The following is a 13,169-nucleotide window of genomic DNA, read 5'->3' on the forward strand; positions in this document are numbered from 1 at the left end:
CGGCGGTCGCGTCGATTCAGCGGCACCCGCGGCCACCGCCCGTCACGGACCGCGCGGCCGTCCTCACCCGCCGTGCGCGAGGGCGCGAGGTGCCCGGCGCGAACCCGGCCGGATACGCTGTGCCGCGTGCGCGTACTGGTAATCGGCTCCGGCGCTCGTGAGCACGCCCTCGTCCTCGCGGCTTCCGGCGACCCCGCCGTCACGGCGCTGGCCTGCGCCCCCGGCAACGCCGGCACCGCCTCGGTGGCCGAGCAGCTCGGTGTCGAAGCGGCCGACCCGGAGGCGGTGGCCGCGCTCGCGAAGAGCTGGCAGGCCGACCTCGTCGTGGTCGGGCCGGAGGTCCCGCTCGTCGCCGGCGTCGCCGACGCCGTGCGCAAGGTGGGCATCGCCTGCTTCGGCCCGTCGGCCGCGGCGGCCCGCATCGAAGGCTCGAAGGCGTTCGCGAAGGACGTCATGGCCGCGGCGAACGTGCCGACCGCGCGCAGCGAGGTGGTCGACAACCCGGCCCGCCTCGACGCCGCGCTCGCCCGCTTCGGCCCGACCTGGGTGGTCAAGGACGACGGGCTCGCCGCCGGCAAGGGCGTCGTCGTCACCACCGACTACGACGTCGCGCGCAAGCACGCGATCATGCTCCTCGACGGCGGCCACCCGGTGCTTCTGGAGTCCTTTTTGGACGGTCCGGAGGCGTCGCTGTTCTGCTTCGTCGACGGCAACACCGTCGTGCCGCTGCTGCCCGCGCAGGACTTCAAGCGCGTCGGCGATGGCGACGCCGGCCCGAACACCGGCGGCATGGGTGCGTACGCGCCGCTGCCCTGGGCGCCCGAAAACCTGGTCGACGACCTGGTCGAAAAGGTCGTCCAGCCGGTCGCGGACGAGCTGGTGAACCGCGGCGCGCCGTTCTCCGGCCTGCTCTACGCCGGGCTCGCGCTGACCTCCGAAGGCCCGCAGGTCATCGAGTTCAACTGCCGCTTCGGCGACCCGGAGACCCAGGTCGTGCTGGCGCTGCTGCGCACGCCGATCGCCGGGCTGATGCACGCCACCGCCACCGGCAAGCTCGCCGAGCACCCGCCGCTGGAGTGGGCAGGCGGCACCGCGGTCACCGTCGTGATCGCCGCCGACGGCTACCCGGGCAAGCCGCGCACCGGCGACGTCATCACCGGGGCCGAGCTGGAAGGCGTGCTGCACGCCGGCACGCGCCGCCGTGACGACGGCGCCGTCGTCTCCTCCGGCGGCCGCGTGCTGTCGGTCGTCGGCACCGGCAAGACGCTCAAGTCGGCGCGCAAGCACGCGTACGAAACCGTGGAGAGGGTGCACCTCGCGGGGTCGCACCACCGCACGGACATCGCGCTGAAGGCGGCGAACGGCGAGGTCGCCGCCCCGGCCGCGAAGCAGCGCGCCTGATTTCACGGATCGGGGGAACCGGCCGGGCGCGATGTTCGTCCAAACTTAGGCTGCCGCCACACCTCCGTTGGTAGCCTCGACGAGGAACCGGCCGGTCACTGTCCGTATGACGTCAGGGGAGAGCATGTCAGGACCCTCGTACGACCTGAGCCCGGCCGTCCCGGTGGCGCCGGCCGTGGCGGACGTCCTGGTCCGCCCGGACAAGCTCCTCGACGTCGCCCGGATCGTCGAAGAGCAGGCCAACGCCCTCGAGGACCAGCTGATCACCCGCCTGGACCAGCTGCGGGTCGACGCGCCTTCGGCGGACGTGATCAGCACCCAGTCGATCGAAGCGTGGAACTCCCTGATCGCCGACGGCGACCGGTCCTACGCCGGCCAGGTCCGCGAGTACGTCGCGGGCCTCAAGCGGCTGGTGTCGCAGCTGCGTGAAGCCGCGAAGGACTACAAGGTCAGCGACGAAGAAAAGGCGGCGGTGTTCGGTGACCGCGGCAAGCACGGTGCGTAACAGCGCGGTGCTGATCACCGGCGGCGTGCTCGCGACGGCGGCGCTCGCCGGCTGCTCGGCGGACAAGGACGGCACCCCGTACCCGATCGAGACGGCCGCCACCGCGGCCTCGCAGAGCGCGAAGGCCGCCCAGCTGCCCCAGCGCCCGGCCGACCTGCCGATGCAGGGCGTCGACCTCTGCGACCTGTTCCCGCAGGTGCAGCTCGACGCGATGAAGATCAGCAGCACCCCCCGGCAGGCCGACAGCGCGGACGGGCCGGTCTGCGTGCTCGACGCCGACCGCGAAGAGCCGTTCCACGGCTACCAGGTCGGCGCGGTGACCGCGGACCTCGACGAGTGGATCACCGGGGCCCGGCGCAAGAACAGCATGACCACCGAACCGAAGGCGATCGCCGGCTACCCGGCGCTGACCAGCTACCGCGCGGCCAGCGACCCGGCCGACTGCACCACGCTCGTCGGCGTCGCGAAGGGCCGGACGCTGACCATCCGGACGTTCCCCATCACCCGCGGCAAGCTCACCCAGCCGCAGCTGTGCGACATGTCGGCACACGCCGCCGACCTGGCGCTGCAGACCTTGAAAGCACGCAACTAGGGAGGGCGCGTGGAATTCTCCGAGCTCGCGGCCGGGATCCAGAACCACCGGTTCGACGGCTGGACCAACACCGCGATCGCCGACCAGATCACGCGGATCGTCAACGGCGACGGCACCGGCAGCATCGGTACCGCCGTCGACGCGCTGAAGGCCGTCGCGACCGCGCTCGCCCACACCGACCAGACACTGCGCGCGCAGCTGCTGAAGCTGGGCGTCGAGTGGCAGAGCCAGGCCGGGGGCGCGGCCGGCCAGGTGCTGACCGAGCAGGCCGGGTTCTCCCAGGACGCCACCACGAAGGTCGCGCACGCCGCGGAAATGGTCTTCGAGCAGGGCGAGTCCTTCAACCGCACCAAGTACAAGCTCCCGGACGCCGAAACGGTCCGGAAGGGCGCGGGCGGCTACACGCTGACCGACGGGCTGCTGCTGTCCCTCATCGGCTTCGAGACCGACCACGCCCGGCAGGTCGAGGCGGCGAACAACGCCAAGGCGCAGGCGCAGCAGGCGCTGAACGAGTACGCGCAGGAGAGCGGCACGAACCTGCTCTCGACACAGTCGCTGTCCGACCCCGAGTCGCTGAAGCTGGCCGCGCCGGGGGTCGCCCCGAGCGTGCTGGACGTCGCCGGCGCTGCGGTCGCAGTGACGCCGGACGGCGGCGTGCGGCCCGCTTCGGACAAGGTCCGGTCGGTGCACGTCGACCCGCCGGTGGTGCAGCCGGTCTCGCACCAGGTGCACGCCGACCCGCCGACCCCGGTCTACGGCGTCGCGGCGCAGCAGCCGCCGTCCCGGCCCGCGCCGCCGTCGCGCCAGACCGGCTCGGTGACCGCGCCCGCCGCGCAGCACACGACACCTTCGTCGACGACGCCGTCCAGCGCGAAGCCGCCGACGTCGACCTCGCCCGGCCCCGGCTGGGTCAACGCACCGGGCCGCGGCCCGGGCGCCGGCGACTCGACGAAGTTCACCCCGGGCCTGGCCGTCGGCGGCGGGGGCGAGCAGTTCGTCCCGCCGGGCGCCCCCGGTGCCCTGCCGCCCGGCTCGAGCCCGGCGACGGCCCCGATCAAGTCGCTCGGCGGCGGTGGCACGACCGGCGGCGGCACGGGCGGCGTCGACAGCTCGCTCAGCCGCGGCCCCGACGGGCTGCTGGCCAAGGGCCGCACGGTCGGCTCGATGCCGCAGGCCCCGCTCCCGCCGGGCCAGTACACGGCCGAGCGCGGCTTCGCGGTGAAGCCCGGCGTCTCCCCGGGTGAGATCGGCGCGGGCGCGGCGGCGGTCGGCGCGGGCGCCGCCGGTGGCGCGCTCAGCGGCGACAAGGAACGCCAGCGGCGGGAGAAGGGCCAGCCGAAGGGCCCGGTGCGGCCGCTGCCGGTCGGCGAGCTGCCCGAGGAGGAAGCCGTCGCGCTGCGGAAGTCCGAGCAGATCAGCCCGAAGCAGCAGCGCGGCGAGGCGAGGTTCCTGTCCGAGGCGGCCCCGCAGGAGGAGGACGCCGAGCACATCCGCCGCTTCGGCGTCGACGACCAGGACCTGTTCGCCGACCAGCGGATGGTTTCCCCCGACGTGATCGGCGACCACGGTTCGGACGGTCGCTGACCGTGTCCTTGGTGCTGTCGGCGTCGGAGTTCGACGTGCTCTGGGAGTCGTTCGAACTGCCGCGCCGGCACGTCGCGATCGACGTGCCGAGCGAGGGAACCACCCGCACCGAGCGGTCGGCGGTGGTGGAAGCGGCGTGGGCGTCGCTCGCCGAGCGGCGCCTGGCCCGCAACCGCCGTCCGTCCGGCGAGCTGACCGACCTGCTCCACCTGCTCGCCCGCCCCCAGTTCGGCGTCGACGTCTGGGTCTGGGCGGAACGGGAGATCCGCGGCCGCGCGGTCAGCCACCGCGGCCAGGCGGTACTGGCGGTGGTCGACAACGCGGAGGTCTGGCTGATCCCCGCGACGGAGGACGCCCTCGCGGAAGCGGCGGTCTCGGTGGCGGGCGACCTGGCCCCGGGCATCGGCCAGACGGTGAGCATCCCGTACGCGACCCTGAAGTCGGCCGACGCGGCCGCGAAGGGCGACCCGAAGGCGTTGGTGACGGCGCTGGAGGACCGCGGCGTGGCGCTGTTCCAGGCCCAGGAGCTGTCGGGAATGCTGCTGGGCCAGGAAGCCCGCGGCCAGTTCGGCGCCGAGCGCGTGGGCCGCGACGGCGTCGTGCACCGCGCGGGCCGGGTGGTCGCGTTCTTCGACACGGACTCCGGCCGCTACCTGTTCCAGGTGGAAACCGACCGGGAAGGACGCGAGTGGGCGACCGTGACCCCGGCGGACAACGCGCTGCTCGCGACGCGGATCCGGGAACTGATGGCGGAGGCGTGAGCCCCGCCGGGTGGAAGTTGGCCGGGAACCGCACGCGCACCGCTCGGGAAGTCATAAAGTAAGCGCGGGAACCGTCCTGGTCATGACGACGTCTGACCGGGCGGACACAAGTTTTCCGAAGGGGATGACGAACCGTGCCTGTCTACGACGCCGACTCGATGGCCATCGCGGCCGGCCAGGTGGAGAAGCTCAAGGACGAGTTCGAAAAGTCCAAGCAGAAGGTCACCGGCTTGGACCACGAGAAGGAAAGCCCCTTCGGCGGGATGGACGAAAAGGGTGACGCGCACGGCGCCGTCGGCAAGTTCAAGGACGGCGTGCACACCCAGTTCGACGCGGCGGGCAAGCACATGGAGGCACTGGGGTTCGCCATGCGCAAGGCCGCGGGGCTGATCGCCGAGACCGACCAGGTCGGGGCGAGCGACCTCAAGCTGCACGTCGACAAGTGAACTGAGCAGGGGGCACCAGAGTGGGATTGAACCCGGGCGGCGCCGGAACGCCGGACAACTGGGAAGCCTTCATGAAGAAGGTCGACCAGGTCGAAAAGGTCGATTTGGGAAAAATCACCGCGGCGGCGGCGCAGTTCCGCGAAGCGGGCAAGAACGCGGGTGACCACACCGCGTCGCTGAAGAATTCGACGGAAGCCCTCAACGGCGGCGTGTGGGCCGGCCCGGCGGCCGACGAATTCTTCAAGTACGTCCGCCAGGTCCGCGACGCCGGCACCAAGGTGCAGACCCACCTCGAAGACGTCGCCAAGGACCTCGACGACCTCGCCTCGACCCTCGAGCAGGTCAAGAAGAACGTCGGGGACAAGCAGCTCGCCGCGGAGAAAGCGGTCAACGAGCGCAACCAGCAGGCCCAGACCGCGATGGAAGCGGCGGACAAGGCGGCCGCGGCGCACGAACACGACAAGAACCAGCCCGCGCCCGCCCAGACCTCCGCGGAGATCAAGGCGAAGGCCGCGACCGACATCCACACCATCACGGCCGGCTTCGACGGCGACGTGACCGGCCTGCAGACCCAGGCCGACACCGCGATCAAGGCGTCGCAGAAGCTGATGTCCCAGCAGATCGAGGGCGGCTACGACCAGGTCCCGCTCCCAAGCAGCTCCGCCGCGCCCCCGCAGAGCACCGGCGGCATCCACAGCAACGGCTCCTCCCACCACGGCGGTGGCGGAGGCGGCGGTGGTGGTGGCGGCGGAGGCGGTGGTGGCGGCCTCGGCCCCAGCGGTGGCCCGCCCTCTTCCCCGCCCCCGGGCAACGTCCAGCAGTGGATCCAGGAAGCCATCAAGGCGCTGCAGGCCGCCGGGGTGCCGGTCACCGACGCCGACATCCCCAACATCTGGGCGATCATCCAGCACGAGTCGGGCGGGAATCCAAACGCAATAAATAATTGGGATTCCAATGCTGCCGCGGGGCACCCGTCCAAGGGGCTCATGCAGTGCATCGACTCGACCTTCAACGCGCACAAGCTGCCCGGCCACGACAACATCTACAACCCGGTCGACAACATCATCGCGGGTGTCCGGTACTCCTTCGACCGCTACGGCGGCCTCGACAACGTGCCGGGCATCAAGGCCATGGCCCACGGCGGTGCCTACCGGGGCTACTAGAACTAGCCTGGCCGCATGGTCGACCTCGGAGCCTTCGCCGGTCCCGCGCTGCGGGCCGGCGTGCCGCCCTTCCACGTCATGGACGTCCTTTCCGCGGCCGGTGCGCGGCAGCGCAGTCACGGTGACCTCGTGTCGCTCGCGGCCGGGCAGCCGTCCGCGCCCGCACCGAAGCCCGTGCTGGAAGCCGCCGCACGAGCACTGCAGGACAGCACCCTCGGCTACACCGAACAGCTCGGCATCCCCGAGCTGCGCGAGGCCGTCGCCGGGCACTACCGGCGGCGGTACGACGTCGACGTCCAGGCGCACGACGTCGTAATGACCACCGGGTCCTCCGGGGGTTTCCTGCTCGCCTTCCTCAGCGCCTTCGACCCCGGCGCGAAGGTCGCCATGGCGCGGCCCGGCTACCCGGCCTACCGCAACCTGCTCTCCGTCCTGGGCTGCGAGGTCGTCGAGTTCGCCACCACCGCCGAGACGAACTTCCAGCCGACGGTCGCCCTCCTCGACGAGCTCGGCCCGATCGACGGCCTGATCGTCGCCAGCCCGAGCAACCCCACCGGCACCGTGCTGCCGCCCGGCGAACTCGCCGCCATCACCGGCTGGTGCTCCTCGCACGGCGTGCAGCTGATCAGCGACGAGATCTACCACGGCATCTCCTACGGCGCCGAGCTCGACTGCGCGTGGCAGTACGGCCGCGAGCCGATCGTGCTCGGCAGCTTCTCGAAGTACTTCGCGATGACCGGCTGGCGGCTCGGCTGGATGCTCGCGCCGCAGCGCCTCCACCGCGCGATCGACGTGCTGACCGGCAACTTCACCATCTGCCCGCCCGCCGTCTCGCAGTACGCGGCGCTCGCCGCCTTCACGCCCGAGGCGTACGCGGAAGCCGACGCGCACGTCGAGCACTACCGCGCCAACCGCGACCGGCTCTTCGCCGGCCTGCGGCGCATCGGCCTGACCGAGCTGGCGCCCGCGGACGGCGCCTTCTACGCGTACGCCGACGTCAGCGCGTACACCGAGGACAGCCTGAGCTGGTGCCAGCGGCTGCTCGCCGACACCGGGCTCGCCATCACCCCCGGCGTCGACTTCGACCCGGTCGACGGCGGCAAGTACGTGCGGTTCTCCTTCGCCGGCAGCGCCGAGGACATCGACGAAGGTGTCCGGCGGCTCGGTGCCTGGCTCGGCCAGGGGGAACCCTGATTTAACCCCGAACGTTGTCCGAACAGAGGGAGTTTCACCGCCGGGGATGGCACATTGGAGTCACCGGGCCGGTGGGGCCACGGGGACACGCGGAGGAACCATGTTCTGGAAGATCGTCGGCGGCCTGATTGTCGCCTGGGTGGCGTTCATGGTGCTGGGCGCTGTGATCGGGTTCGTGTTCAAGGCGGTCCTGTGGATCGCCATCATCGGCGGCATCGCCTTCCTCGGCGCGGCCGGGTACAAGGCGATCACCGGGAACAAGGACCCCAAGCGCATCAACCGCTACTGAGTCTTTAGGGGATCCGCGCCACGCCGCCGAGCGCCGTCCGGTTGACCGGTGTCAGCGGCGCCAGGCGCGGCCCGTCCGGCCACCACAGGTGCGGCTCGACCAGGCCGGGTTCGAGCAGGTCGAGGCCGTCGAAGAACGACGCGATCTCGGCCTCCGCGCGGTAGCGGGTGACGAGCCCGGTGCGGCCGAACCGGTCCTCGAGCGCCGCCGCGACGGTGGCGGCCTCGGTGGCGTCGAGCGGGTTGTGGCGGTGCAGCAGGAGCAGGTACGAGCCCGGGGCCAGCGCGCCGGCGTAGGACTTGACCACCTGCTGCGCCTGCTGGAGGTCGGCGATGTGGTCGACGACCCCGCACAGCACGAGCCCGGCCGGGCGGTCGAGGTCGATGAACCGCGCCACCCCGGCGAGCGTCTCGCCGGGGTTCCGCGGGTCGGTGCCGCAGATGTGCGTGAAGTCGTTGTCGACGAGCAGGGCCCGGCCGTGCGCTTCCACCACCGGGTCGTCGTCGACGTAGACGACGTGCGCCTCCGGGTCGTACTTCTGCGCCACCTGGTGGGTGTTCTCCACCGTGGGGAAGCCCGAGCCGAGGTCGACGAACTGGTCGACGCCCAGCCGCTCGGTCAGGTAGCGGACGGCGCGGACGAGCCACTGCCGCATCTCGCGCGCCATCGCCGGGGCTTCCGGCGCGATGTCGAGGATCTGCCGCAGGACGGCGCGGTCGGGCTCGTAGTTGTTCTGCCCGCCCAGCAACGCGTCCGAGACGCGAGCGAAGCTCGGCCGGTCGAAGTCGACGCGGGCCGACGGTCGTTCGCTCGTCGCCATGGGTTTACCTACTGGGAAGTCGGTGGGGGAACGCGCACAGCCTAGGACATGCGGATCACGGCGGGTAGGCGGCCGTGCGGGGTGGGTGAGTTGTTCAGTCCAGCCAGGCGCGGGCCGCGTCGGCGCCGTTCCACAGCTCGGCCTTGAGCCCGACCGCCCGCGCGCCGTCCACATTGGACTGGCGGTCGTCGAAGAACAGGCAGTCCGCGGGTTCCGCGCCGAGCTCGTCGAGCAGCAGGCGGAAGATCTTCGCGTCCGGCTTGACGCACCGGACGTCGCCGGAGAACAGCGTCACGCGGAAGTGCCGCACCCAGTCCTGCGCGCGGACCCATTCGCCGAACACCGCGGGCGCGTTCGAGAGCAGCGCGAGCGCCGCGCCGGCTTCGGCGAGCGTCTCGAGCAGGGCTTCCGACGACGGCTCCAGGTGGCCCCAGCCTTCGACGTCGATGCGGGTCAGCTCGGCCGACAGCGCTTCGTCGACGGGTACGCCGAGCGCCTGGCCGACGTTCTGCCAGTACTCCAGCGGTGTGCTGCCGGCGTCGTACGGGACCCGCAGGTCCCAGTACGCCTTTTCGAACTCCGGCAGTGGCGCGCCCATCGCCGCGGCCAGGTCGGGGCGGGCGGCGCTCGGCTTGCTCAGCACGTCGCCGTAGTCGAACACGATCCAGTTCACGGGTCCCCCAGTGCGTCAGGCGCCGGTCTTGATCCGGCGCAGGGCTTCTTCGACGTCGGTCGCGCTGAGGTCCCGGTGGGTGACGAACCGGACCTTGCCCGCCATCGGCACCGCGCGAATCCCGAGCGAGTCGAGCCAGCTCAGCGAGGTCGGGATGTCGGGCACCTCGGCGAGGACGATGTTGGTGTCCGGCACGTTCGTCGGCCAGCCGTACTCGCGCAGGCCGTCGGCGAGACGTGCGGCGTTCTCGTGCGAGTCGGCCAGGTCGGGGACGCGGTCCAGCGCGACCAGGCAGGCCGCGGCCAGGACGCCGCCTTGCCGGACGCCGCCGCCGAGCATCTGGCGCATCCGGCGGGCGCGTTCGACGAACGTCTTGCTGCCCGCGACGACCGAGCCGACCGGCGCGCCGAGGCCCTTGCTGAAGCAGGCGGACACGGTGTCGACGCCGACGGTCAGCGCGGCGGGCGGCACTTCCAGCGCCACCGCGGCCTGCCAGAGCCGGGCGCCGTCGAGGTGCACGGCCAGGCCGGCTTCCTTCGCGACGGACAGCAGCTGGGCGTGCTCGTCCGGCGGGGTCACGGCGCCGCCGGCCGCGTTGTGGGTGTTCTCCAGGCAGAGCAGCGCTGTCCGTAATGTGAAGTACGGCCCGGGTTGTCCGATCGCGGCCGCGAGGGCGTCGGGAGAGGGGCGGCCCGGGCCGCCGTCGTGTTCGAGGATGTCCGGCATGCCGCCGGCCAGCCACGCGGCCGAGCCCAGCTCGTTGGTCAGCACGTGCGCGCCGCGCGTGGCCAGGAACCGGTCGCCGCGCTGCAGGTGCAGGCTCAGCGCGATCAGGTTGGCCATCGTCCCGCTCGGCACCCAGAGCGCGGCCGCCATGCCCAGGACGTGCGCGGCTCGCTCCTCCAGGGCGGCGACCGTCGGATCGTGCTCGAGGACGTTGTCGCCGACCTCGGCCGACGCCATCGCCGCACGCATCGTTTCATCCGGACGGGTGACGGTGTCGGAGCGGAAATCCAACGGCGGCAGCGTAAAGGTCACAGAGCGATCACATCACACCCACCGCGCGGGGATCAATCAGCCCTCGGGTGGTCGAACCCACCGGGTCCATGCAACCGTGGACGCCCCTGATTCCGTCCTCACGGGCGAACGACAACAGAGCGGAGCACGACTGCGCGTGGACCAGCGCGACGAGGAGGAGTTCGCGGAGTACTTCGCCGCCAGGCGGGACGCCGTGCGCCGGACCGCGTACATGCTCTGCGGTGACTGGCACCGGGCGGACGACCTCGCGCAGACGGCGTTCGTCGCACTGCACCGGAGGTGGAAGAAGATCAGGGATCGCGCGGCGACCGACGCGTACGTCCGCACGACGCTCGTGCGGGCGTCGATCGACGAATCGCGGCGGCCGTGGCGGCGGGAGTGGCAGACCGAGACGCTGCCGGAGCCCGCCGACGACACGCCCGGCCTCGACGAGCTCGTCGCGACCAGGGAAGACCTGCTCGCGGCGCTGAAGGAAGTGCCGCCCAAGCAGCGGGCGGTGCTGGTCATGCGGTACTTCGAAGGGCTCGACGTGACCAGTGCGGCGAAGGCGCTGGGCTGCAGCGAAGGCAACGTGAAGAGCCAGACCGCGCGCGGGCTGGCGAACCTCAAGCAGGTGCTGGAACGGGAGGTGGAGACCAATGGATGAGCAGGAGCTGCGCTCGTTGTTCTCCGCCGCGCCGCCGGAGGCACCCGCACCCACCTTCTCCCAGGACGACGTCGTCCGCGAATCCCGCCGCCAGACCGTCCGCCGCCGCAACCGGATCACCGCGGGCGTGAGCGCCGCCGCGCTGGTCGTCGTCGGATTCGGCGCGTACGGGGTGCTCTCCGCGGGTACCCCGAAGGAGATGACCGCGGCGAACGGCAACGCCGTGTCGGCGCAATCGGACGCCGGCTCCGCGCAACCCGGGGACGGCTCGATGCGTCCTCAAGTCGGTGGGGAGTCACCGAACTTCCCGGCCCAGCCACCTCAGCAGGGGGGTGACGGGGGCGGGAAGACCGGCCAGCTGGCCGAAGGCGCCTCCGGGTGCGAACAGGTGGACGGGGAGCTCGCCACCGCCCTCGCTGGCGAGCTCCCCGTCCCCGTCGCCGTTTCCCAGGCGTCCCCGGGCGGCGCCTGTTCGACGGCGGCGCGGTCCGCCGGGTTCCAGGTGCCGGGTGGCGAAGTCGCAGCGGCGGTGTACCCGAAGGGCATCCCGGTGGTCTTCAAGTCCCAGCCCGCCGGCACGGTCACGGCCCGCGTCACGACGGCGTCCGGTGGCTCGTTGGTGCTGATCAGCGTGCCTTCCAGCGGGGCGGCCGCGCCGTACGCGGGACAGGTGGACCAGTTCGCGCGCGCACTCGCGCCCCGCTACTGAGCCCGGGTTCGCCCGGTTGGCAGAATGACCGGTCATGACCGGAGCGACCACCCCGAAGGGGGAGCGACGCCGCGCCGCGCTCGTCGAGGCCGCCGCGAAGCTGCTCGTCGAGGGCGGGTTCGACGCCGTCCGGCACCGGGCGGTCGCCGAACGGGCCGGCCTGCCGCTCGCGTCGACGACGTACTACTTCGACTCGCTCGAGGACCTGGTCACGGCGGCCGTCGAGCACCACTCGAACGCCGAGCTGGAGACGGGCCGGCGGCGGCTCGAGGAGCTCGCGACCCGCAACCGCGGTGTCCAGGCGACGGTCGAGCTGGTGCTGGAGATGCTGCTCGGCCCGGAGAGCGGTGACCCGGAGGCCGACGCCGAAGCGGTCCTCCTGCGCTACGAGCGCCTGGTCGCGACCGGCCGCCGCCCGTACCTGCGGCCGTTGATGCGGACGCTGTCGGCCCAGCTCAACGAGCTGCTGGCGGAGATCTTCGCCCGCTCGGGCACGCCGGTCTCCGCCACCGACCTCGAGCGCCTGATCGCGCTGGTCGACGGCGCCGTCGTCAACGCGCTGATCGAGATCGACCCGGAACCCCGCGCCGCGGCGGCCCGCATGCTCCAGGCCGCGCTGGCCTGAGCGGTCACGACTCGCGCTGAGCCCTTTCGAGGTCGTCGCGGGACTTCGTGACCAGGGCCAGCATGGCCTGTTCGGCGGCCGCGGGGTCGCCGGAGACGATCGCGTCGAACACCTTCCGGTGGCTCGGCACCGGGTCCTCCGCCGACGACCCCCCGTGCACCAGCTTGTCGCGCTCGGCCAGCCCGATCGCGATCACCCGTTCCATCCGCATCAGGAAGTTGTTGTGGGTGGCGGTCATCAGCCGCCGGTGGAAGGCGAGGTCGGCCTGGACGCTCGCCTCCGCGTCGCCGGCCGCCGCGGCCATGTCGGCGAGCGCTTCCCGCAGCCCCTCGATGTCCTCCTCCGACGCCCGCCCGGCCGCGATCCGCGCCGCGGCCGGCTCGACGACCGCGCGGACCTCGGTGAGCTCGTCGAGCAGGCCCGGGTCGTCGGCGGCCGCGGTCTGCCAGCGCATGACGTCGGCGTCGAGCATGTTCCACTTCTCGCGCGGCTGGACGAACGTGCCGCGCTTCTGCCGGGCGTCGATCATGCCCTTCGCGGCCAGCACTTTGAGCGCTTCACGCAGGGCGGTCAGGCTGATGTCGAGCTCTTCGCGCAGTGCCGGCAGGTCGAGGACGGTGCCCTCGCCCCACTCGTCGGAGAGGATCCGGCTGGCCAGTGCCTCCACGGTCTGGCCGTGCAACCCGCGTGGCCGGTGTTCGGTCAATGGATGGGCCTCTCAGC

General features: G+C 72.0%; 16 protein-coding genes. 12 read left to right on the plus strand and 4 right to left on the minus strand.

Annotated elements, in window-relative coordinates; all coding sequences use genetic code 11:
• Nucleotides 1-126 precede the first annotated feature (126 nt).
• The 9 genes from purD to H4696_RS35320 all read left to right on the plus strand — a co-directional run bounded on the left by purD (nt 127) and on the right by H4696_RS35320 (nt 7,935).
• On the plus strand, nt 127-1,401 hold the full coding sequence (gene purD / locus H4696_RS35280; protein WP_086860253.1) for a phosphoribosylamine--glycine ligase: 1,275 nt from the start codon (nt 127-129) through the stop codon (nt 1,399-1,401).
• Nucleotides 1,402-1,525: 124 nt separating this feature from the next.
• The gene (locus H4696_RS35285; RefSeq protein WP_192782701.1) at nt 1,526-1,906 is read left to right on the plus strand and encodes a hypothetical protein; all 381 of its coding nucleotides are present in this window, start codon (nt 1,526-1,528) and stop codon (nt 1,904-1,906) included.
• Nucleotides 1,881-2,498 (plus strand): DUF3558 domain-containing protein, encoded by a 618-nt coding sequence (locus tag H4696_RS35290; protein ID WP_249026997.1) that lies wholly within the window; start codon nt 1,881-1,883, stop codon nt 2,496-2,498. Before H4696_RS35285 ends, H4696_RS35290 begins: the two co-directional genes overlap by 26 nt.
• Nucleotides 2,499-2,507: 9 nt before the next feature.
• Nucleotides 2,508-4,082, plus strand: a complete 1,575-nt coding sequence (locus H4696_RS35295; RefSeq protein WP_086860252.1) for a hypothetical protein — start codon at nt 2,508-2,510, stop codon at nt 4,080-4,082.
• 2 nt (nt 4,083-4,084) lie between these two features.
• Nucleotides 4,085-4,843: an ESX secretion-associated protein EspG gene (locus H4696_RS35300; RefSeq protein WP_086860250.1), complete on the plus strand. Its 759-nt coding sequence runs from the start codon at nt 4,085-4,087 to the stop codon at nt 4,841-4,843.
• Between the two features lie 134 nt (nt 4,844-4,977).
• The gene (locus H4696_RS35305; protein ID WP_192782702.1) at nt 4,978-5,289 is read left to right on the plus strand and encodes a hypothetical protein; all 312 of its coding nucleotides are present in this window, start codon (nt 4,978-4,980) and stop codon (nt 5,287-5,289) included.
• Between the two features lie 20 nt (nt 5,290-5,309).
• Nucleotides 5,310-6,452: a transglycosylase SLT domain-containing protein gene (locus tag H4696_RS35310; protein WP_192782703.1), complete on the plus strand. Its 1,143-nt coding sequence runs from the start codon at nt 5,310-5,312 to the stop codon at nt 6,450-6,452.
• Between the two features lie 15 nt (nt 6,453-6,467).
• Nucleotides 6,468-7,646, plus strand: a complete 1,179-nt coding sequence (locus H4696_RS35315; RefSeq protein ID WP_192782704.1) for a pyridoxal phosphate-dependent aminotransferase — start codon at nt 6,468-6,470, stop codon at nt 7,644-7,646.
• 100 nt (nt 7,647-7,746) lie between these two features.
• The gene (locus H4696_RS35320) at nt 7,747-7,935 is read left to right on the plus strand and encodes a hypothetical protein (protein WP_086856441.1); all 189 of its coding nucleotides are present in this window, start codon (nt 7,747-7,749) and stop codon (nt 7,933-7,935) included.
• A 4-nt stretch (nt 7,936-7,939) separates the two neighbouring features.
• Here H4696_RS35320 and H4696_RS35325 read toward each other — a convergent pair whose 3' ends face one another.
• The 3 genes from H4696_RS35325 to H4696_RS35335 form a co-directional block, all read right to left on the minus strand.
• Nucleotides 7,940-8,755, minus strand: coding sequence for an SAM-dependent methyltransferase (locus H4696_RS35325; RefSeq protein ID WP_086856442.1), 816 nt, complete (start codon nt 8,753-8,755; stop codon nt 7,940-7,942).
• A gap of 94 nt (nt 8,756-8,849) precedes the next feature.
• Nucleotides 8,850-9,428 carry an HAD-IA family hydrolase gene (locus tag H4696_RS35330; protein ID WP_086856443.1) on the minus strand — a complete coding sequence of 193 codons (579 nt, stop codon included), beginning with the start codon at nt 9,426-9,428 and terminating at the stop codon, nt 8,850-8,852.
• Between the two features lie 15 nt (nt 9,429-9,443).
• On the minus strand, nt 9,444-10,466 hold the full coding sequence (locus H4696_RS35335) for a threonine aldolase family protein (RefSeq protein ID WP_086856444.1): 1,023 nt from the start codon (nt 10,464-10,466) through the stop codon (nt 9,444-9,446).
• Between the two features lie 136 nt (nt 10,467-10,602).
• Between H4696_RS35335 and H4696_RS35340 the strand changes: the two genes are divergently transcribed.
• The 3 genes from H4696_RS35340 to H4696_RS35350 are packed head-to-tail and all read left to right on the plus strand — an operon-like array spanning nt 10,603 to nt 12,446.
• A complete protein-coding gene (locus tag H4696_RS35340) occupies nt 10,603-11,112 on the plus strand; it encodes a SigE family RNA polymerase sigma factor (RefSeq protein WP_086856445.1) in 510 nt (169 codons plus the stop codon).
• Nucleotides 11,105-11,821: a hypothetical protein gene (locus tag H4696_RS35345; RefSeq protein ID WP_086856446.1), complete on the plus strand. Its 717-nt coding sequence runs from the start codon at nt 11,105-11,107 to the stop codon at nt 11,819-11,821. Before H4696_RS35340 ends, H4696_RS35345 begins: the two co-directional genes overlap by 8 nt.
• Before the next feature lie 34 nt (nt 11,822-11,855).
• Entirely contained in the window at nt 11,856-12,446 is a 591-nt protein-coding gene (locus H4696_RS35350) for a TetR/AcrR family transcriptional regulator (protein ID WP_086856447.1), read from the plus strand.
• 4 nt (nt 12,447-12,450) lie between these two features.
• Here H4696_RS35350 and H4696_RS35355 read toward each other — a convergent pair whose 3' ends face one another.
• Nucleotides 12,451-13,152 carry a FadR/GntR family transcriptional regulator gene (locus tag H4696_RS35355; protein ID WP_086856448.1) on the minus strand — a complete coding sequence of 234 codons (702 nt, stop codon included), beginning with the start codon at nt 13,150-13,152 and terminating at the stop codon, nt 12,451-12,453.
• Nucleotides 13,153-13,169 lie beyond the last annotated feature (17 nt).

It is taken from the genome of Amycolatopsis lexingtonensis, from assembly GCF_014873755.1.
Taxonomy (GTDB): domain Bacteria; phylum Actinomycetota; class Actinomycetes; order Mycobacteriales; family Pseudonocardiaceae; genus Amycolatopsis; species Amycolatopsis lexingtonensis.